Below are 18,211 nucleotides of genomic sequence, written 5' to 3'. Positions count from 1 at the left end.
TATGACCAGTAGCACAACGGCAGGCAATGCCCACCTGGACGCGTCCACCCAACCGCCCCAACTCAGGGTCACCGGGGACTGGACGCTGGCCCACTACAGCGCCCTCAAGCGGTTGTCGGCGAGCCTCGACGGCCAGTACGACGCCAGCACCCGCGTCGACCTCAACGGCCTGGGCGCGCTAGACACTGCCGGCGCCTCGCTGCTCGTGGAACTGTTGGGGCCCGAGCGCATCGAGCACTCCGCCGAACAGTCCGACTGCAGTCTGCCCGCCGCCGACCGCGCGCTGCTCAAGACCGTCTACCGCTCCCTGAATGATTTCTGTGTGCCCGTCAAAGAGCCGCAGGAAAGCGCCGGCATCCAACTGCTGGCGCGCATCGGCGGCGCGGTGGATACCGTCTGGCAAGATGCCATGAAGCTGCTCGGCTTTATCGGCCTGATCCTCGAAACCCTCGCCCGTGGCGTGTTCCGGCCCAAGCGCTGGCGCCTGACGCCGATGGTGGCGCATATCGAACAGACCGGGCTCGACGCCGCGCCTATCGTCGCCTTGCTGACCTTTCTGGTGGGCGCCGTGGTTGCGTTTCTCGGCGCCACGGTGCTGGAAAGTTTCGGCGCAAGTATTTTCACCGTGGACCTGGTGGCGTTCTCCTTCCTGCGGGAGTTTGGCGTCCTTCTCACGGCAATCCTGATGGCCGGCCGTACCGCCAGTGCCTTCACCGCGCAGATCGGCTCGATGAAGGCCAACGAAGAAATCGACGCCATCCGCACACTGGGCCTGGACCCCATGGAGTTGCTGGTGCTGCCCCGCGTTCTCGCGTTGCTGGTGGCGCTGCCGATGCTGACCTTCCTCGCCATGATCTCCGGAATTATCGGCGGCGGCGTGGTGTGCGCCGTGGCCCTGGATATTTCGCCGGCGATGTTCCTCTCGCTGCTGCAATCGGATATTGGCGTCCAGCATTTGCTGGTGGGCCTGGTCAAAGCGCCGTTCTTCGCCTTCCTGATCGCCGCCATTGGCTGCCTGGAAGGCTTCAAGGTCAGCGGCAGCGCCGAATCGGTCGGTGCCCACACCACCTCTGCGGTGGTGCAATCAATTTTTGTGGTGATCGTGCTCGACGCGGTGGCCGCATTGTTCTTTATGGAGATGGGCTGGTGAGCCGTTTACAGCGTGCGCCCAGCGAGGCGGTGATCGAAGTCCGTGGCCTGTGCAACCGCTTTGGCCCGCAAAGCGTGCATGAAAACCTCGACCTGGACCTGTACAAGGGCGAAATCCTCGCCGTGGTCGGCGGCTCGGGCAGCGGCAAGTCGGTGCTGTTGCGCAGCATCGTCGGCCTGCGCCAGCCCAGTGAAGGCCAGGTGCGGGTCTTCGGGCAGAACCTGCCGAGCCTGGCGGAGCACGAGCGTTCCCTGGTGGAGCGGCGTTTCGGTGTGCTGTTCCAGAAGGGCGCGCTGTTTTCTTCGCTGACGGTCACGGAGAACGTCGCCCTGCCATTGATCGAACACGCCGGTCTCAGCCGTGCCGATGCCGAGCACCTGGCAGCGGTGAAGCTGGCCCTGGCCGGGCTGCCGTTGTCGGCGGCCGACAAATACCCGTCGTCACTCTCGGGCGGGATGATCAAGCGTGCGGCCCTGGCCCGCGCCCTGGCCCTGGACCCGGACATTCTGTTTCTCGATGAACCGACTGCCGGCCTCGACCCCATTGGCGCAGCAGCCTTCGACCAGTTGATCCTGACCCTGCGCGATGCCTTGGGCCTGAGTGTGCTGCTGATCACCCATGACCTGGACACGCTCTACACCATCACCGACCGCGTGGCGGTGCTGGCGCAGAAAAAGGTATTGGTGGCCGGAGCCATAGATGTTGTTTCGGAAACGGACGACGCCTGGATTCACGAATACTTTCATGGCCCACGGGGCCGTGCGGCACTGGATGCCGCTCAACAGCTTAACGAGGTATGACATGGAAACCCGAGCCCATCATGTGATGATCGGTCTGTTCAGCGTGATCGTTGTGGTCGGCGCCATGCTGTTCGGCTTGTGGCTGGCCAAGTCCAGCGTCGACAGCGCGTTCCAGGATTACGAAGTGATCTTCAACGAAGCGGTCAGCGGCCTGTCCCAAGGCAGCGCGGTGCAGTACAGCGGGATCAAGGTCGGTGATGTCACCAGCCTGCGCCTGGACCCGAAAGACCCACGTCGCGTCCTGGCACGCATCCGCCTGGCCGGGCAGACGCCGATCAAGGAAGACACCCAGGCCAAGCTGGCGCTGACTGGCATCACCGGCACCTCGATCATTCAACTGAGCGGCGGCACCCCGCAAAGCCCCGAACTCAAGGGCAAGAACGGCAACCTGCCGCAGATCACCGCCTCGCCATCGCCCATCGCCCGGCTGCTGAACAACAGCAATGACCTGATGACCAGCATCAACCTGCTGCTGCACAACGCCAACCGCATGTTCTCGCCCGCCAACGTCGATCGCCTGAGCGGCACCCTGGCACACCTGGAGCAGACCACCGGGGCCATCGCCGAGCAACGGGGCGATATCAAGGTGGTGATGCAGCAACTGGCCCAGGTCAGCAAACAGGCCGGTGCCACCCTGGAGCAGACCACCGCGCTGATGCGCAACGCCAACGGCCTGCTCAACGACCAGGGCAAACAGATGTTCGGCAGCGCCGAAGGGGCCATGCGCTCCCTGGAGCAAAGCACCGCGACCATCAACACTTTGTTGAGCGACAACAAAGAGTCCCTGAACAGCGGCATGCAGGGCCTCAATGAACTGGCGCCGGCCGTGCGCGAACTGCGCGATACCCTCGGCTCCCTGCGGGCCATTTCCCGTCGCTTGGAAGCCAACCCCAGCGGGTACCTGCTGGGCAGTGACAAGAACAAGGAGTTCACGCCATGAAGCGTGCTTACCAAATGATCCTGCCGGTGGCCCTGGCCCTGGTCAGCGCCTGCTCGATCCTGCCCAAGGCCGATCCATCCAACGTCTATCGACTACCGGCAGCCCAGGCCACAGCCCATGGCAGCCCGGGCACCTGGTCATTGCGCCTGGCCAAGCCACAGGCCAGTGAGTTCATCGACAGCCCGCGCATTGCCGTGGTCCCCGAGGGCAACTTGATCAGCAGCTATGCCCAGTCGCGCTGGAGCGATCCGGCGCCGGTGTTGTTGCGCAACCGTCTGTTGGACGGTTTCCAGCGCGATGGCCGGGTGGCGTTCCTGAGCACCGATGACACCAACCTGCAGGCGGACTTCGAACTGGGCGGGCAGTTGCAGGCCTTCCAGAGCGAGTACCGGGGCGGGGCAGTGGAGGTGGTGATACGCCTGGACGCGCGACTGGTGCGCGGCAGTGACCAGCGGATCGTGGCGGCCAAGCGCTTTGAAGTGCGCCAGCCAGTGAGTGATACCCAGGTGCCGGCGGTGGTGGCCGGGTTTGGGTTGGCGGGGGATCAGTTGAACAAGCAGGTGGTGGATTGGGTGGTGGCGCAGGGCAATGCAGCGCCGAAACGCTGAGGGCCTCATCGCAGGCAAGCCAGCGCCCACATTCTGATGCGTAAACACCTTCAGATGTGGGAGCTGGCTTGCCTGCGATAGCGATCTAAGCCTTAGCCAAAGAACCAGTAGCAAACGGTAATCGCCGCCACCACACCGGCCAATTCCGCGAGCAACGCACACCCCACCGCGTGCCGCGCCCGCTGGATACCCACCGAGCCAAAGTACACCGCCAGCACATAGAAGGTGGTCTCGGTACTGCCCTGGATCGTCGCCGCCACCAGCGCCGCGAAGCTGTCCACTCCCTGGGTCTGCATGGTCTCGATCAGCATCGCCCGCGCCGCGCTGCCGGAGAAGGGCTTGACCATCGCCGTAGGCAAGGCGTCGACAAAACGCGTGTCCAGGCCGGCCCAGGCCACCAGGTGGCGAATGCCTTCCAGGCCAAACTCCAGCGCCCCGGAAGCACGCAGCACGCCGACCGCACACAACATCGCCACCAGGTACGGCAGCAGGTTCTTGGCAACGTCGAAGCCCTCTTTGGCACCTTCGACAAACGCTTCGTAGACCTTGACCTTGCGCAGCGCGCCGATCAGCAAGAACAGCATGATCAGGCCAAACAGCGTGAGGTTGCCGAGGATCGAGGACAAGCCTGCCAGGGCCGTCGCCGACATCGTGGCCAGCAAGGCCATAAAGCCACCCAGTACCAGCGCACCGGGGATCAGGTACGCCAGCACCACCGGGTCCCACAGGCGCAGGCGTTGCATCAGTGCTACCGACAGCAGGCCCACCAGGGTCGAGGCGCTGGTGGCCAGCAGGATCGGCAGGAACACCAGGGTCGGGTCGGGCGCGCCTTGCTGGGCGCGGTACATGAAGATCGTCACCGGCAGCAGGGTCAGGGAGGACGCGTTGAGCACCAGGAACAGGATCTGCGCGTTGGTCGCGGTGTTGGGGATCGGGTTGAGCTCTTGCAGCGCCTTCATGGCCTTGAGGCCGATCGGCGTCGCCGCGTTATCCAGGCCCAGGCCGTTGGCGGCAAAGTTGAGGGTGATCAGGCCGATGGCCGGGTGACCGGCCGGCACTTCCGGCATCAGCCGCAGGAACAGCGGGCCCAGAGCCTTGGCCAGCCACTCGACAATCCCGGCCTTCTCGGCGATGCGCAGAAAGCCCAGCCAGAGGGTCAGGGTACCGAACAGCAGCACCATCACTTCGACCGACAGCTTGGCCATGGCGAAGATACTCTCCACCATCGCCGCAAAGATCCCGGCATTGCCGCCCACCAGCCATTGCGCCAACGCCGATACCATTGCCACGACAAAGAAGCCAAGCCACAGGCCATTAAGCATCAGTCACACCCCTTTAAATATGTGGCGAATGATAGCGGGGCTGGCAGAAACGACAAACCCCCGGATTTACCGGGGTTTGTGCGAATCAGGCAGGGATCAGCCGTGGCTGGTCTCGCCAGCCGGCAGCGCGGTCTTGGTGCGCCAGTGTGGCAGGGAGTTCCAGTAGCGCTCGCCCTTGGCATCGTCGTACATGCCTTCCCAGCGCGCGATGACCAACACGGCCAGGGCGTTGCCGATCACGTTCAGGGCGGTACGCGCCATGTCCATGATGCGGTCGACACCGGCGATGAACGCCAGGCCTTCCAATGGAATGCCCACGCTGCCCAGGGTTGCCAGCAGTACCACGAAGGACACGCCCGGCACACCGGCGATGCCTTTGGAGGTGACCATCAGGGTCAGTACCAGCATCAGTTGCTGGCCAACCGACAGGTCGATGCCATACAGCTGAGCAATGAAGATTGCCGCGATGCTCTGGTACAGGGTCGAACCGTCGAGGTTGAACGAGTAACCGGTAGGTACCACAAAGCTGCAAATGGCTTTCGGCGCACCGTAGGCTTCCATCTTCTCGATCACGCGCGGCAGCACGGTCTCGGAGCTGGCGGCGGTGGAGTAGGCCAGTACCAGCTCATCTTTGAAGATGCGCATCAGCTTGATCACCGAGAAGCCAAACAGGCGAGCGATCAGGCCAAGAATCACAAAGGCAAAGAACAGGATGGCGACGTAAACCAGGATCACCAGCTTGGCCAATGGCAGCAGCGAGGCGAAGCCGAAGTTGGCCACGGTCACCGCGATCAGGGCGAATACACCGATAGGGGCGTACTTCATGATCATGTGGGTGACTTTGAACATGCTCTCGGACACGCCCTGGAACATGGTTACCAGGGGTTCGCGCAGGTCTGGCTTGAGGCTCGACAAGCCCAGGCCGAACAGCACGGAGAAGAAGATGATCGGCAGCATCTCGCCACGGGCTACGGCGGCAAAGATGTTAGACGGGATCAGGTTGAGGATGGTCTCGATGAACGCATGTTCATGCTGCACCTCGGCGGCGGTCGCCTGGTACTTGGAGATATCCACGGTACCCAGGGTACTCATGTCGATCCCGGCACCGGGGTGGAACAGGTTGGCCAGCAGCAGACCGACCACAATCGCAATGGTAGTGACCACTTCGAAGTAAACGATGGTCTTCACACCGATCCGACCGAGCTTTTTCGCATCCCCTACACCGGCGATTCCGACAATCAGCGACGAAATCACGATCGGGATCACGATCATCTTGATCAGGCGGATAAAGATATCGCCCGCCGGCTGCAACACGTTGCTGATCCACCAGGCTTTTTCGGCACTGAAGTGGTTGAGTACAGCACCGATTGCAATCCCTAGCACCAGACCGATGAGGATCTGCCAGGCGAGGCTTAGTTTTGCCTTCTTCATGTCATTACCCTTGTTTCAAGTGGACTCAGGCAGATGCGCCAGCTGGAACGCCCGGGAGCGAAAAAGTGTGAGCATCAGCCTCCGTAGAAGGTCACCGCAGATGGCCGATATGGCTTACTGGCAAGCGAAAAAAGGCGCAACTATTCCGATGCGGGGGGGCATAGTCTAATGCCGTAAACGCCTACCCTATGCCGAATCGGCATGGGTTTTTGCAAATAAAACTGTCTGTTTGGTCAGTTCGAATGCGACATTCTGTCAGGCATACATGCCGTGAACCGGCCATTTCAGGCTCGCTCAGGGATTTTCGGTTTTTTTGCCGGGAGGGAAAAACTCTTGAAAATTCCTACGCATACCATCGAAAAACCAGTCTGGCCGAGACCAAACTTTCTCGATAGATGGTCGCGCAGTAACACCGTGAAATGGTTGTGATGTAGCAGAAGGGAATTTTACAGCTATGGGCGGCATAAGCGCCTAGCGATCGCTCTCAAGCCCGCCGCAAGTCCATCAGGCCATAACGGCCTGCGGACCTGCGTCGCAGCTTTTCTCCTGACCCGGCCCTTGCGCAGGCACTCCCTGTACCCGTAGGTCACGCCGATCCACCTTGATCAGAGCAACCCGGCCCCCTGGTCATGCATCGCCGTCAGGTGGCGGTGCAAACGGAAACAGGCAGTTGGCCGGTTTCCATGTTGGTGAGGCCCGCAGACGGACCTAGTACCAATTCGGATCTTTCTTCAGTTGCTCCATCAGCAACTTCTGCATGCCTTCATCCGGCTTGCCAAGAAAACGGTAGTCCGCATGCCGTGTCGGTGACTTGTCTGCCGGAAGCCCCGCAGGCACTTCGACCAACATCGCGTAGGCATCGTCCTTATCCATGCTGAAAGCCACGATCAGACGTTTATTCAGGCAGGTATCGGCCGTTTCACACAGCGGCCCGACCAAATAACCATCACCGTCTTCCGTCACGGCATTCATTTGCTCAGCAGTGCCCGAAAGATTGATCACCCATTCAGGCAAACGCTCTTCCTGCTTGACCACGCCCTGCCAGGTTTCGCGATATTGCGGGTCGGTATTGAGCAGGTCATTGGCCCGCGCCTGGCCGTCATTGGCGGCCATGGCCAAGCCACTGCCGCCCAACAGCAGGGCGGCAGCAAGGGTTTTAAAAAACAAGTTGGCCATGTTCAGCCTCGACCGCGACGGCCAAAGAAGAAGGAAGCGATGAACATCACCAGGAAAACGACAAAGAGAATCTTGGCGATACCCGTGGCGGTGCCCGCGATACCACCGAAGCCCAGGACTGCAGCCACAATGGCAATGATCAGGAATGTGATTGCCCAACTCAACATGGTGATTCTCCTTTTGCGTCTATAGAAGTGACTGCTGTGTAGCCATCCTGTCGCGACCCAACGGGGCGGCAGGTTCGTGCCTAGAACACCCAGCGTTCCTGGACAGGTTCGTCGTACAGGGCGATGTCCTGTTCAACGGCCATCATGCGTGGGGTTGCCACGTCGGCGCTGGAGCTGCCAACGGAACGGAAATGGGTCTGCGTCATGGGTGCGCGTTCGAACTGCGGGGTGGACGCCTGGCTCTGCTGCCAATGCTGTAACTGCTGGCCACCGATCAAGGTCACCATCAACGCAAGGCTGGCGAACAGACCCTGTTGAAGGCGCAGTGGCGATACACGCAATGGCTTGAGGCTTTGGCGAGTCATCCTGAATCTCTCCCGCATTTGTTTTGTTCGTTAATCACGCTTGTAAGAGAGATATTGCAGAGTGCGTGCCAGTTTTTTCGCCGAATAAAAACCAATAAAATCAGTAGCTTATAAGATCATTGGTTTTCTTATCAGCAGCATCCTGCACGATGCGCCTATCCTCACCGTGCGAAATGCACGATGGTCGTTGGTCGGATCAAGGGATCAGAACGGGCTGTGGGGCTGCCGAAGCATCAAGAAGGGTCAAAAACCCACTGCCCAGGCATATAAGTAGGAAGGGTCTTAGATAGCTGCGCGATAGGACCTTGAATCAATCAGAATAAACCATGCAACTTGCCCGATTATTCCGGGACTAACCAAAATCAATCATTCTTAATTTAAGGAGCGCGGGACAGATGGAATCAGCCAAGGAACTTCAAGGCCGCATTCTTTTAGTGGACGACGAGTCCGCGATCCTCCGCACCTTCCGCTACTGCCTGGAAGATGAAGGCTATACCGTCGCCACCGCCAACAGCGCGGCCCAAGCCGATGCCTTGTTGCAGCGCCAGGTGTTCGACCTGTGCTTCCTGGACCTGCGCCTGGGCGAAGACAACGGCCTGGATGTGCTGGCGCAAATGCGGGTCCAGGCGCCCTGGATGCGCGTGGTGATCGTCACCGCCCACTCAGCCGTCGATACTGCCGTGGATGCGATCCAGGCGGGCGCGGCCGATTACCTGGTCAAGCCGTGCAGCCCGGACCAATTGCGCCTGGCCACCGCCAAGCAACTGGAAGTGCGCCAGCTGTCGGCACGCCTCGAAGCGCTGGAAGGCGAAGTACGCCAGCCCAAGGATGGCCTCGACTCCCATAGCCCGTCGATGATGGTGGTGCTCGAAACCGCCCGCCAAGTGGCCGGCACCGATGCCAATATCCTGATCCTCGGTGAATCCGGTACGGGTAAAGGTGAGCTGGCCAGGGCCATTCATGGCTGGAGTAAAAGGGCGAAAAAATCCTGCGTCACGATCAACTGCCCATCCCTGACCGCCGAACTGATGGAAAGCGAGCTGTTCGGCCACAGTCGCGGGGCCTTTACCGGCGCCAGCGAAAGCACCTTGGGGCGGGTCAATCAGGCGGACGGCGGTACGCTGTTTCTCGACGAGATCGGCGACTTTCCCCTGACGTTGCAACCCAAGTTGCTGCGTTTCATCCAGGACAAGGAATATGAACGGGTCGGCGACCCAGTCACTCGGCGCGCCGATGTGCGCATCCTGGCAGCGACCAACCTGAACCTGGAAGACATGGTGCGCGACGGGCGTTTTCGCGAAGACTTACTGTATCGGCTGAACGTCATCACCTTGCATCTGCCGCCCCTGCGCGAGCGCAGCGAAGATATCCTCGCCCTTGCCGACCGCTTCCTGGCGCGCTTCGTCAAAGAGTATGCGCGGCCGGCTCGCGGCTTCAGCGATGAGGCCCGTGAAGCCCTGCTCAACTACCGTTGGCCGGGCAATATCCGCGAACTGCGCAACGTCGTAGAGCGCGCGAGCATCATCTGCGCCCAGGAGAAAGTCGAAATCAGCCATCTGGGGATGGCCGAGCAACCGACCAACAATTCCCCGCGTATTGGTGCGGCGTTGAGCCTGGATGAATTGGAAAAGGCCCACATCGGCGCCGTCCTGGCCACCAGCGATACCCTGGACCAGGCGGCCAAGACCCTGGGCATTGATGCATCGACGCTGTATCGCAAACGCAAGCAATACAACCTGTGAGCTGCACCTTATGAAGTTGGCGATGAAACTGCGCACGCGGCTGTTCCTGAGTATCTCTGCGCTGATCACCGTGGCCCTGCTTGGGTTGCTGCTGGGGCTGGTGAGTGTCATGCAAATGGCCAAGACCCAGGAGTCCCTGATCCGCAGCAACTTCATTACCCTGGACCTTGGACTCAAGCTGCGCCAGACCCTGGGCGACCAGTTGATCCTGATGCTCAACGACACCCCGGACCCGGTCGCGCTGAATACATCCAAGCAGGAGTATTTCAAGCTGCTGGACCAAGGCATCGCCCATGAGAGAAGTGTGGACCGGATCGGCGGTCTCACTCAGGCCAAGGCCGATTACCTGAGGTTTATCGAAGCCTTCGACGAAAATGAAAGTACGCCGCCGTCCCTGCGCAATAACGCAAAACTTACCGCCAGCTTCAACGCCTTGCGCAATGGGCTGATCAGCGAACACAAAACCGCGCTGGAAAACATCAGCGAAACCGTGCGGCAATCGCGTGAGCGAGCCTTGTGGATCGCCGGCCTGCTCGGGCTGGTGGGGCTGGCAGTGCTGATCATCGGGTTCATCACCGCCCATGGCATCGCCCGGCGCTTTGGCGGGCCGATCGAGGCGCTGGCCAAGGCTGCCGATAAAATCGGCCAAGGCAATTTCGATGTCACGCTGCCTATTTCTTCAGCTGCAGAAATGAACCTGTTGACCCGGCGCTTTGGCATCATGGCCGAAGCCCTGCGTCAGCATCAGGCCACGAACGTCGATGAACTGCTCGCCGGCCAGCAACGCTTGCAGGCCGTGCTCGACAGCATCGACGACGGTTTGCTGATGATCGACCGCCAAGGCCGTCTTGAACACCTCAACCCGGTCGCCCAGCGCCAGTTGGGTTGGGACGAGACCCGCCTGGGAGAGGGCTTGGGCGAAGCGTTACAGCGCCCGGAACTGGATGAGCAACTGCATCTGGTGCTGCGCGGCGGCAACCTGGAGCGCGCGCCTGACGACCTGGAAGTGGAAGTCGAAGGCGAATCACGCCTGCTGACCTACAGCATGACGCCGGTCAGCCACCACCAGGGGCACATCCTCGGCGCGGTGATGGTGTTGCATGACGTGACCGAGCAGCGGGCCTTCGAGCGTGTGCGTAGCGAATTCGTGCTGCGCGCCTCCCATGAACTGCGCACGCCGGTCACCGGTATGCACATGGCATTCGGGCTGTTCCAGGAACGGGCGAAGTTCCCCGCCGAGTCGCGCGAAGCCGACCTGCTGAATACGGTCAATGAAGAAATGCAGCGCTTGATGCAACTGATCAACGACTTGCTTAACTTTTCCCGCTATCAGAACGGCCTGCAAAAACTCACCCTGGCGCCCTGCGACACCAACGATCTGCTCGAACATGCCCGCGCGCGTTTTGCCGAACTGGCGAATGCGCAAAACATCGACCTGGTGATAGAGGCACAGGCGCAACTACCCAGGCTACACGCCGACCGGGCGCAATTGGAGCGAGTCCTCGACAATCTGCTGGGCAATGCCCTGCGCCATACCAGCGAAGGCGGGCAGATTCGCCTGCAAGCGCGGCGCCATGGCGAACGGCTGATCATCAGCGTGGAGGACAACGGCGAAGGCATCGCCTATGGCCAGCAGGGCAGGATTTTCGAACCTTTTGTTCAGGTAGGCCGCAAGAAAGGCGGCGCCGGCCTGGGGCTGGCGCTGTGCAAGGAGATCGTGCAGCTGCACGGCGGCAGGATGGGGGTCTATTCCCGGCCGGGGCAGGGCACGCAGTTCTATATGGCGTTGCCGCTGTAACTATCAGTCAGCACGCCACTCAAGGGCGGCAACGATCAAAGGTGGGAGCTCGACGGCTCCCACCTCAATTGCGCGCAGCGCTTAAAGACCTTAGCGGTGGTTCAGTGCCCGCAGGATCGCTGCACTTTGCGCATCCGGCGTACCGTCGAACAACGCCGGCCGGAAGCGCATCTGGAAGGCGGCCAGTACACGCCGTGTCGCCACATCCAATTCACCGGTTTGCGGCGTGGCATACCCCAAGCGTGCCAACTCTTCCTGGAACCAGGTAATGCTCGGCAACTGCCCGGCGTACTCGGCCTGATACCGCGCAACTGCCTGGGCCTCGGGCCAGATCCCCAGACCTTCATCAGCCAGGCGCTTCCACGGGAACAATGGACCCGGATCGAGTTTGCGGCCAGGCGCGATATCGCTATGACCAATAATGAATCGCGGGTTGATCCGGTTGCGCTGACTGATGTCCTTGAGCAAGGTCACCAGGGACTGGACCTGCGCCTCGGAGTACGGATACCAGACCCGACCTGTTGGCGTGTCGCGATAACCCGGATTGACGATCTCGATGCCAATGGAGCTGGAGTTGAGCCAGGTACGCCCCATCCACTCACTCTCTCCGGCGTGCCAGGAGCGCTTGTCTTCATCCACCAACTTATAGATGGTTGCGCGGGCATCATCGCCAATCAGGTAATGGCTGCTGACCTGGCCTTTGGTCAACAGCCCCAGCGAGCTTTGAAGGTTGGTAGCGGTGTAGTGCAGGACGACGAACTGGATACGATGATCGAAGTTCACCGATGGGTGGCTGGTATCCAGCCGCGGGCCACTCGCACAACCGGCGAGGGTGAGGAACAGTAGAGCAGTAACTAGAAATTTCATGGCAACAGACAGTACGCTAAAGACGATAATGCAACAGTGTAACGTACGGTTTGCCGGCCAGCGGCCGGCAATACAAAATCGAACAAATTTTCAGGCCGCCTGCACCTGGTTGCGTCCCGCCGCCTTGGCCCGATACAACGCCTCGTCCGCGCGCTTGAGTGCCAGGTCGCTGCGCTCGCCGGGCTGGAACTGCGCCATGCCGATGGACATCGTAATGGTCACCCGCTCGCCCTTGAAGTGAAACGGGCACGCCTCGATGGCCGCCCGCAGGCGTTCGCCGAGTTCCAGCGCACCGCCCAACGCCGAATCCGGCATCAGCAGCACAAACTCCTCACCGCCAAACCGTGCGATAAAGTCCGTCGGGCGCAGGTGCTTGCTCAATACAGTGGCGATGATTTTCAGCACCTTGTCGCCCGCCAGATGGCCGTAGCTATCATTGATGCGCTTGAAGTGGTCGAGGTCGAGCATCGCCAACGACAGGCTGTTGCCCTGTTGATGCCAGGTATTGACCTCGTACTCCAGGCGCTCGCTCCAGGCCGCACGATTGGGCAATCCAGTGAGCGGGTCGATCAAGGCTTTCTGGCGCTGCACCTCAAGGTGGTCCCGATAGCCCTGGGCCTCCTGCTCCATACTCGCCACCCGCTCGGCCAAACCCTGCAACCGCGCGGCGACTTCATGTTCACGCTGGTCACGCTGCTTTTGATGCTCGTCCATGGCACCCAACAGCCCCTCAAGATGACTTTCCAGCACTTGCTTGAGGTCATCGAGGTCGGCCGCTTCCTGGACACTGCTTTGCAAGCCATCCATCTGTTCACGGATTTGCGTGTCCATCTCGCGCGCGGCGCTGCGGCTGTCGGCGTGCCCGTCGCTGGCCGCCTGCAGGTTGCTCTGGAAGGCTTCCAGCCGCTCGTTGAGATGCTTGAGGTAGGCCTCGAACTCATGCTGGCCGCTATCGGTGATGGCCAGCATCAATACCGCCAGGTCATCGAGGATCGGTAGCAGTTCGTACCAATTCAGCCCCTGGGCCAGGCGTTCGCGCATGGCTTGCGCCTGGGGCCGGTGCCGCTCGGGCAGAGCGAGGTCGCCCAGCAGGCCGAGCAGGGTGTCTTCGATATGTTTGGCGACAGAGCTGTAGGACGGCTCGGGGGAATCGGGCAGGGCGTACAGCGCCTCAGGGTCAACCTCTGCCGATTCGTCGTCCAGCACAGGCGGCAATGACAGACTGCCGATCTCGGTCGGTTGCGGCACCAGGGGCAGGACCTCGGGCGCAACTACCGCCGCAGCGACAGCCCGTTCAGGCAGCGGGGCAAGGCTCACTTCGACAGGTCGGGGCGGTTCCGGGGTTTCGATGGCGACCGCGAGGGTCTCGACGGGTGATAAGCGAGGAGCGCCAACCTCGGGCACTGATGCCACACGCTCATCCACATCAACCCGAGGCGCCACAGGCTGAGGTGCAGGTGCAGGTGCAGGTGCAGGCGCAACTTCAAGTACCGGCTGCTGCGGGGCCTGGGCTTGTGGCGCGAAGGCACGCAGGGCCTGGGCCAGCTCGGCCGCATCCTCAACCACCGGGGTGGCCGGGCTTGCTGCTACCGCAGGGGGTTGCCGGGAAGGCGGAGAAACAGCGGGCTCAACCGGCGCAACCTCTGTACCCGCCTCCTTGCCACCAAACAGGCGCTGCAACAAACCTGGACGAGCAGGTTCGTCATCCGACTCAAGATTACTCAGGGCCTGCCCTTGCAGACCGCTCAACTCACTGAGCAGCAGGGGAATTTCCCGCGCCTGGCCGACTCGGCTATCCAACTGCTTGGCAAAGCTCTTCAGCGGGCGACTGACTTCCCGGGGCAAGGGCAGGGCCTGTAATTGCGAGACCAAGGCGGTCAGCGCCGTACTGATCTGATCCACCCGCGTTTCACGGCGTTGCTCGGAGTCCAGCACGGCCTTTTCCAGGCGTGGCAACAAGGCGGCGAGCGCGGCGTCCATGTCATCGGTGCGCACCACATCGCGCATCTCTTTCATACACTGGTCCACGGCCCGATCCGTGCCTTCGGCCGCCAGCGTGCTGCGCACCAGCCCACGACGCAGCAAGTCGAGGCGCGCAGCCCAACGACGTTCGAGCTTTTCTTGTTGCTCGATGCTTAACAGGTATTTTTCTTTCCAGCGCTGGGCGTCGTCGCTCATGCAAGGGGTCCGCGAGGGCCGGGGCTCAACGCGGGTAATGCATCAGCCGTGAGCGAACCCGGCAGACGAATCTCTACCGCGACCGGCAGGTGATCGGAAATGGGCTGCGCCAGCACCTGCACGCGTTCCAGCGTCAGGGTCGGGCTTAACAGAATGTGATCTAGACAGCGTTGCGGACGCCAACTGGGGAACGTGGCTTCGACCTGCGGCGCCAGCAGCCCGAGGTCGCGCAGCGGAGAATTCTGCAACAGGTCGCTGGCGTGGGTGTTCATGTCCCCCATCAGCACCTGGTGTTTGTAATCGCCAATCAGCTCACGGATGTAGGCCAACTGCAGGGTCCGGGTACGCGCCCCCAGCGCCAGGTGCATCATGACCACCACCAGCGCCTCGGGCCCTTCGCCGAAGCGCACCAGAATCGCCCCACGCCCTTTCGGGCCCGGCAGTGGATGGTCTTCGATCACCGAGGGCTTCAACCGGCTGAGCACGCCATTGCTGTGCTGGCCCAGTCGGCCGAGGTTGCGATTGAGTTGTTGGTACCAGTAGGGGAAAGCACCGAGGTGGGCCAGGTGTTCGACCTGATTGACGTAGCCTGAACGCAGGCTGCCACCGTCGGCCTCCTGCAGGGCCACCAGGTCGAAATCGCCCAGCAGGTCGCCAATCTTCTGCAGATTGCCGGCCCGACCGTTGTGGGGCAGCAGATGCTGCCAGCCCCGGGTCAGGTAGTGGCGGTACTTTTCGGTACTGATGCCTACCTGGATATTGAAGCTCAGTAAGCGCAGCCGGCTATCCGCCGGCAGGCCGGTGGACGTCAGGTGGTGTTCGTTGACCTGCGGATCATGCAGGCCAACCACTCGTTCAGTACCCCAGCGACGCATGGCGAGCCCCTTACTTGGCTGCGCGCTCTTTGGCGATCAACTGGTCGGCAACGTTGAGGGTCGCTTCAGGACCACCTGTGGAGCCCAGGTCAAAGCGGTACTTGCCGTTGACGATCAGGGTTGGAACGCCTTGCACGCCGTACTTCTGCGCAAGATCCTTGGCCTGTTTGATCTGGCCCTTGATGGCAAAGGAATTAAAGGTGGTCAGGAACTTGTCCTTGTCCACGCCCTGGGTGGCGAGGAAGTCAGCCATTTCCTCAGGCTTGGTCAGGCGCTTGCCTTGTTTCTGGATTGCCTCGAACACCGCGTTGTGGACCTTATGCTCCACACCCATGGCTTCCAGGGTCAGGAACATCTGGCCGTGGGCATCCCAAGGGCCGCCGAACATGGCCGGGAGGCGCTTGAAGTTCACGTCCGAAGGCAGCTTCTCGGCCCAAGGGTTGATGGTCGGCTCAAAAGAGTAGCAATGCGGGCAGCCATACCAGAACAGCTCTACGACTTCGATCTTGCCCGGCACGGAAACCGGCACCGGATTGGCCAATTCAACATAAGTCTTGCCCGCTTCAAGCGGCACATCGGCGGCTTGGGCGGTCATGCCGAACAGGCTGGCAGTGACGAGAGCGGCGCTGAGGATCAATTTACGCATGCTTTACTCCTGGACAAATAAAGTCGCCTCGCGCGACCTTTTTTATGACAGGTCTACACGGGCATGAGTTCGTTAGTGTAACGGTAGCGGCCACAAAAAAGGGCGGCCTCAGCCACCCTTTTTATGCTTGCATCGACGGATTAATCGAGCGTTAACGTTACCGCTGATGTACCCCCGGTCTTGCGCACCTTACTTGTGCAGGCCCTGGATGTAGCTGGCTACCGCTGCAATGTCTTCGTCACTCAGTTTGCGCGCAATCGTACGCATGGTCATTGCATCGCCATCGTTGGCACGGCCGGCTTCTTCCTTGCGGAAATCAGTCAGTTGCTTGGCAATGTACTGGGCGTGCTGGCCACCCAGGTGCGGGAAGCCTGCTGCGGCGTTACCCGAGCCATCCGGAGAGTGGCAGCCGGTACAGGCCGGCAGGCCTTTGTCGAGGTCGCCGCCACGGAACAGCTTTTCACCACGTTCGACCAGTTTTGGATCCGCCGCCCCCACGCTGCCTGCCTGGCTGGCGAAATACGCCGCGATATCCGACAGGTCCTGATCGTTGAGATTGGTCAGCATGCCGGTCATTTCCAATACCGTTCGCTTGCCGTCCTTGATGTCGTGCATCTGCTTGGTCAGGTATTTCTCACCCTGGCCCGCCAGTTTTGGAAAGTTGGGTAACGGACTGTTGCCATCCGCTCCATGGCAGGCACCACATACAGCGGCCTTTGTCTGGCCAGCAGTAGCGTCACCTGCAGCATGGGCAACACCAGTGATGCCCAAGGTCAACAGCAGACTCACGATCAATTTGTTCATCAGCTAATCCAATTACGGCTAAAGGTTATAGAGTTATGGACCGGGTCTACTCGCTCATCAAAACAATGATGGCCTGGTAATCCTCGGCACGGCATTCCATGCACAAACCACGCGGCGGCATCGCCTTGAAACCCTGGGTCACATGCTGCACCAGCGTATCCATGCCTTGCGCCAGTCTCGGCGCCCAGGCTGCCTGGTCACCCCGCTTGGGGGCCATTGGCAACTGCCCGGCATGACAAGCCGCACAAACGCGGTTGTACACAGCTTCCGGATCCTGTGTAGCCTGCGCACTGTAAAGTGGTATCAGGACACCGACAGCTAGCAGCCACTGGGTCATACGTCGACCTTTTCAGGGTTTGGAAGCGTTTTGCGTTCTAATGCGCAATAAAGGTCTATCGCTCCCGTGAACTTCATCCTTCGCTGGGACAAAGCACACACAAAATCTGCGGCATTATATACTGGCGCCACTGAAACGGGAACGACACTACTTGCCGCACCCATTCCCGGCACCGCCCACATCGGAAATCCCATGCAACTCAAGAACCCCATCCTCGGTCTGTGCCAACAGTCCACGTTCATGCTCAGCGCCGCCAAAGTCGACCAATGCCCCGACGACGAAGGCTTTGAAGTGGCCTTCGCCGGGCGCTCCAACGCCGGTAAGTCCAGCGCGCTCAACACCCTGACCCATGCCAGCCTGGCTCGCACCTCGAAAACCCCGGGCCGTACACAGCTGCTCAACTTCTTCAAGCTAGACGATGATCGGCGTCTGGTCGACCTGCCGGGCTACGGTTACGCAAAAGTACCTATCCCATTGAAGCTGCACTGGCAGCGTCACCTGGAAGCCTATCTGGGTGGCCGCGAAAGTCTGAAAGGGCTGATCCTGATGATGGATATCCGTCATCCAATGACCGATTTCGACCTGTTGATGCTCGATTGGGCGGTCGCCAGTGGCATGCCAATGCATATTTTGCTGACCAAGGCCGACAAATTGACCTACGGCGCAGCCAAGAACACCTTGCTCAAAGTGCAGGCCGAAATCCGTAAGGGTTGGGGTGATGCGATCACTATCCAGCTGTTCTCGGCGCCCAAGCGCATGGGCCTGGAAGACGCCTATACCGTGCTGGCAGGCTGGATGGAGCTGGCGGACAAGGGCGCGGAAATCGCCGAGTAACTTTTCTGCAGGCAAAAAAAACCCCGGACTTCGTATGGGGAGGGGAAGTTCGGGGTCCAAGTTCCGGACCGCTAGGGCGGGGTCCAGATATCTGCCAACACTTAACACAACATAGGAGCATTGAAGGGCTTCACCACCCATTCAGTAACTCTGAGTGACTTTTCATGGGTT

General features: G+C 60.7%; 18 protein-coding genes. 7 read left to right on the top strand and 11 right to left on the bottom strand.

The window, feature by feature from the left end:
* Position 1 precedes the first annotated feature (1 nt).
* From PSH80_RS00475 to PSH80_RS00460, 4 genes are read left to right on the top strand one after another with little or no spacing between them, the layout of a single operon-like run.
* Positions 2–1,150, top strand: coding sequence for an ABC transporter permease (locus tag PSH80_RS00475; protein ID WP_057957915.1), 1,149 nt, complete (start codon positions 2–4; stop codon positions 1,148–1,150).
* The gene (locus PSH80_RS00470) at positions 1,147–1,950 is read left to right on the top strand and encodes an ABC transporter ATP-binding protein (protein WP_057439238.1); all 804 of its coding nucleotides are present in this window, start codon (positions 1,147–1,149) and stop codon (positions 1,948–1,950) included. Before PSH80_RS00475 ends, PSH80_RS00470 begins: the two co-directional genes overlap by 4 nt.
* Position 1,951: 1 nt before the next feature.
* Entirely contained in the window at positions 1,952–2,890 is a 939-nt protein-coding gene (locus PSH80_RS00465) for an MlaD family protein (protein ID WP_057439239.1), read from the top strand.
* Positions 2,887–3,498 carry an ABC-type transport auxiliary lipoprotein family protein gene (locus PSH80_RS00460; RefSeq protein ID WP_057957913.1) on the top strand — a complete coding sequence of 204 codons (612 nt, stop codon included), beginning with the start codon at positions 2,887–2,889 and terminating at the stop codon, positions 3,496–3,498. The genes PSH80_RS00465 and PSH80_RS00460 overlap by 4 nt, the downstream gene beginning before the upstream one ends.
* 92 nt (positions 3,499–3,590) lie before the next feature.
* Here the strand turns inward: PSH80_RS00460 and PSH80_RS00455 are convergent, their stop codons facing one another.
* The 5 genes from PSH80_RS00455 to PSH80_RS00435 all read right to left on the bottom strand — a co-directional run bounded on the left by PSH80_RS00455 (position 3,591) and on the right by PSH80_RS00435 (position 7,959).
* Positions 3,591–4,820 carry a nucleoside recognition domain-containing protein gene (locus PSH80_RS00455; RefSeq protein WP_057957912.1) on the bottom strand — a complete coding sequence of 410 codons (1,230 nt, stop codon included), beginning with the start codon at positions 4,818–4,820 and terminating at the stop codon, positions 3,591–3,593.
* A 96-nt stretch (positions 4,821–4,916) separates the two neighbouring features.
* Positions 4,917–6,251, bottom strand: coding sequence for a glutamate/aspartate:proton symporter GltP (gene gltP / locus PSH80_RS00450; RefSeq protein ID WP_305418747.1), 1,335 nt, complete (start codon positions 6,249–6,251; stop codon positions 4,917–4,919).
* A 708-nt stretch (positions 6,252–6,959) separates the two neighbouring features.
* Positions 6,960–7,427: an inhibitor of vertebrate lysozyme family protein gene (locus PSH80_RS00445; RefSeq protein WP_305418745.1), complete on the bottom strand. Its 468-nt coding sequence runs from the start codon at positions 7,425–7,427 to the stop codon at positions 6,960–6,962.
* Between the two features lie 2 nt (positions 7,428–7,429).
* On the bottom strand, positions 7,430–7,594 hold the full coding sequence (locus PSH80_RS00440) for a DUF1328 domain-containing protein (RefSeq protein WP_003170804.1): 165 nt from the start codon (positions 7,592–7,594) through the stop codon (positions 7,430–7,432).
* An 80-nt stretch (positions 7,595–7,674) separates the two neighbouring features.
* The gene (locus PSH80_RS00435) at positions 7,675–7,959 is read right to left on the bottom strand and encodes a hypothetical protein (protein WP_057439242.1); all 285 of its coding nucleotides are present in this window, start codon (positions 7,957–7,959) and stop codon (positions 7,675–7,677) included.
* Positions 7,960–8,354: 395 nt separating this feature from the next.
* Here PSH80_RS00435 and algB point away from each other — a divergent pair, with 395 nt between their 5' ends.
* Positions 8,355–9,701 carry a sigma-54-dependent response regulator transcription factor AlgB gene (gene algB, locus PSH80_RS00430; protein ID WP_305418743.1) on the top strand — a complete coding sequence of 449 codons (1,347 nt, stop codon included), beginning with the start codon at positions 8,355–8,357 and terminating at the stop codon, positions 9,699–9,701.
* Between the two features lie 10 nt (positions 9,702–9,711).
* Positions 9,712–11,499 (top strand): KinB sensor domain-containing domain, encoded by a 1,788-nt coding sequence (locus PSH80_RS00425; protein WP_057957908.1) that lies wholly within the window; start codon positions 9,712–9,714, stop codon positions 11,497–11,499.
* A 90-nt stretch (positions 11,500–11,589) separates the two neighbouring features.
* On the opposite strand, the gene PSH80_RS00420 is transcribed toward PSH80_RS00425, so the two are convergent.
* The 6 genes from PSH80_RS00420 to PSH80_RS00395 form a co-directional block, all read right to left on the bottom strand.
* A complete protein-coding gene (locus tag PSH80_RS00420; RefSeq protein WP_305418741.1) occupies positions 11,590–12,366 on the bottom strand; it encodes an N-acetylmuramoyl-L-alanine amidase in 777 nt (258 codons plus the stop codon).
* Positions 12,367–12,456: 90 nt separating this feature from the next.
* Positions 12,457–14,544 (bottom strand): diguanylate cyclase, encoded by a 2,088-nt coding sequence (locus PSH80_RS00415; protein WP_305418739.1) that lies wholly within the window; start codon positions 14,542–14,544, stop codon positions 12,457–12,459.
* Positions 14,541–15,419, bottom strand: coding sequence for an endonuclease/exonuclease/phosphatase family protein (locus PSH80_RS00410; protein ID WP_305418738.1), 879 nt, complete (start codon positions 15,417–15,419; stop codon positions 14,541–14,543). Before PSH80_RS00410 ends, PSH80_RS00415 begins: the two co-directional genes overlap by 4 nt.
* 10 nt (positions 15,420–15,429) lie before the next feature.
* Positions 15,430–16,065, bottom strand: a complete 636-nt coding sequence (dsbA, locus tag PSH80_RS00405; RefSeq protein ID WP_057439247.1) for a thiol:disulfide interchange protein DsbA — start codon at positions 16,063–16,065, stop codon at positions 15,430–15,432.
* 189 nt (positions 16,066–16,254) lie between these two features.
* Positions 16,255–16,869 (bottom strand): cytochrome c4, encoded by a 615-nt coding sequence (locus PSH80_RS00400; protein ID WP_057439248.1) that lies wholly within the window; start codon positions 16,867–16,869, stop codon positions 16,255–16,257.
* Between the two features lie 46 nt (positions 16,870–16,915).
* Positions 16,916–17,206 (bottom strand): cytochrome c5 family protein, encoded by a 291-nt coding sequence (locus PSH80_RS00395; protein ID WP_057439249.1) that lies wholly within the window; start codon positions 17,204–17,206, stop codon positions 16,916–16,918.
* 192 nt (positions 17,207–17,398) lie between these two features.
* On the opposite strand from PSH80_RS00395, the gene yihA reads away from it, so the two are divergent.
* The gene (gene yihA, locus PSH80_RS00390; RefSeq protein ID WP_032862650.1) at positions 17,399–18,040 is read left to right on the top strand and encodes a ribosome biogenesis GTP-binding protein YihA/YsxC; all 642 of its coding nucleotides are present in this window, start codon (positions 17,399–17,401) and stop codon (positions 18,038–18,040) included.
* Positions 18,041–18,211: the final 171 nt, after the last annotated feature.

The sequence above is a fragment of the Pseudomonas sp. FP818 genome, assembly GCF_030687335.1.
GTDB classification, from domain to species: domain Bacteria; phylum Pseudomonadota; class Gammaproteobacteria; order Pseudomonadales; family Pseudomonadaceae; genus Aquipseudomonas; species Aquipseudomonas shahriarae.
This window is presented reverse-complemented; position numbering and strand designations above follow the sequence as displayed.

Excerpts from the sequence above, each read along its gene's own strand:
- PSH80_RS00415 (WP_305418739.1), bottom strand. The coding sequence starts at position 14,544 with ATGAGCGACGACGCCCAGCGCTGGAAAGAAAAATACCTGTTAAGCATC.
- algB (WP_305418743.1), top strand. The coding sequence starts at position 8,355 with ATGGAATCAGCCAAGGAACTTCAAGGCCGCATTCTTTTAGTGGACGAC.
- PSH80_RS00455 (WP_057957912.1), bottom strand. The coding sequence starts at position 4,820 with ATGCTTAATGGCCTGTGGCTTGGCTTCTTTGTCGTGGCAATGGTATCG.
- gltP (WP_305418747.1), bottom strand. The coding sequence starts at position 6,251 with ATGAAGAAGGCAAAACTAAGCCTCGCCTGGCAGATCCTCATCGGTCTG.
- PSH80_RS00440 (WP_003170804.1), bottom strand. The coding sequence starts at position 7,594 with ATGTTGAGTTGGGCAATCACATTCCTGATCATTGCCATTGTGGCTGCA.
- PSH80_RS00425 (WP_057957908.1), top strand. The coding sequence starts at position 9,712 with ATGAAGTTGGCGATGAAACTGCGCACGCGGCTGTTCCTGAGTATCTCT.
- PSH80_RS00395 (WP_057439249.1), bottom strand. The coding sequence starts at position 17,206 with ATGACCCAGTGGCTGCTAGCTGTCGGTGTCCTGATACCACTTTACAGT.
- PSH80_RS00420 (WP_305418741.1), bottom strand. The coding sequence starts at position 12,366 with ATGAAATTTCTAGTTACTGCTCTACTGTTCCTCACCCTCGCCGGTTGT.
- PSH80_RS00465 (WP_057439239.1), top strand. The coding sequence starts at position 1,952 with ATGGAAACCCGAGCCCATCATGTGATGATCGGTCTGTTCAGCGTGATC.
- PSH80_RS00400 (WP_057439248.1), bottom strand. The coding sequence starts at position 16,869 with ATGAACAAATTGATCGTGAGTCTGCTGTTGACCTTGGGCATCACTGGT.
- PSH80_RS00435 (WP_057439242.1), bottom strand. The coding sequence starts at position 7,959 with ATGACTCGCCAAAGCCTCAAGCCATTGCGTGTATCGCCACTGCGCCTT.
- PSH80_RS00445 (WP_305418745.1), bottom strand. The coding sequence starts at position 7,427 with ATGGCCAACTTGTTTTTTAAAACCCTTGCTGCCGCCCTGCTGTTGGGC.
- yihA (WP_032862650.1), top strand. The coding sequence starts at position 17,399 with ATGCAACTCAAGAACCCCATCCTCGGTCTGTGCCAACAGTCCACGTTC.
- PSH80_RS00460 (WP_057957913.1), top strand. The coding sequence starts at position 2,887 with ATGAAGCGTGCTTACCAAATGATCCTGCCGGTGGCCCTGGCCCTGGTC.
- PSH80_RS00475 (WP_057957915.1), top strand. The coding sequence starts at position 2 with ATGACCAGTAGCACAACGGCAGGCAATGCCCACCTGGACGCGTCCACC.
- PSH80_RS00410 (WP_305418738.1), bottom strand. The coding sequence starts at position 15,419 with ATGCGTCGCTGGGGTACTGAACGAGTGGTTGGCCTGCATGATCCGCAG.
- dsbA (WP_057439247.1), bottom strand. The coding sequence starts at position 16,065 with ATGCGTAAATTGATCCTCAGCGCCGCTCTCGTCACTGCCAGCCTGTTC.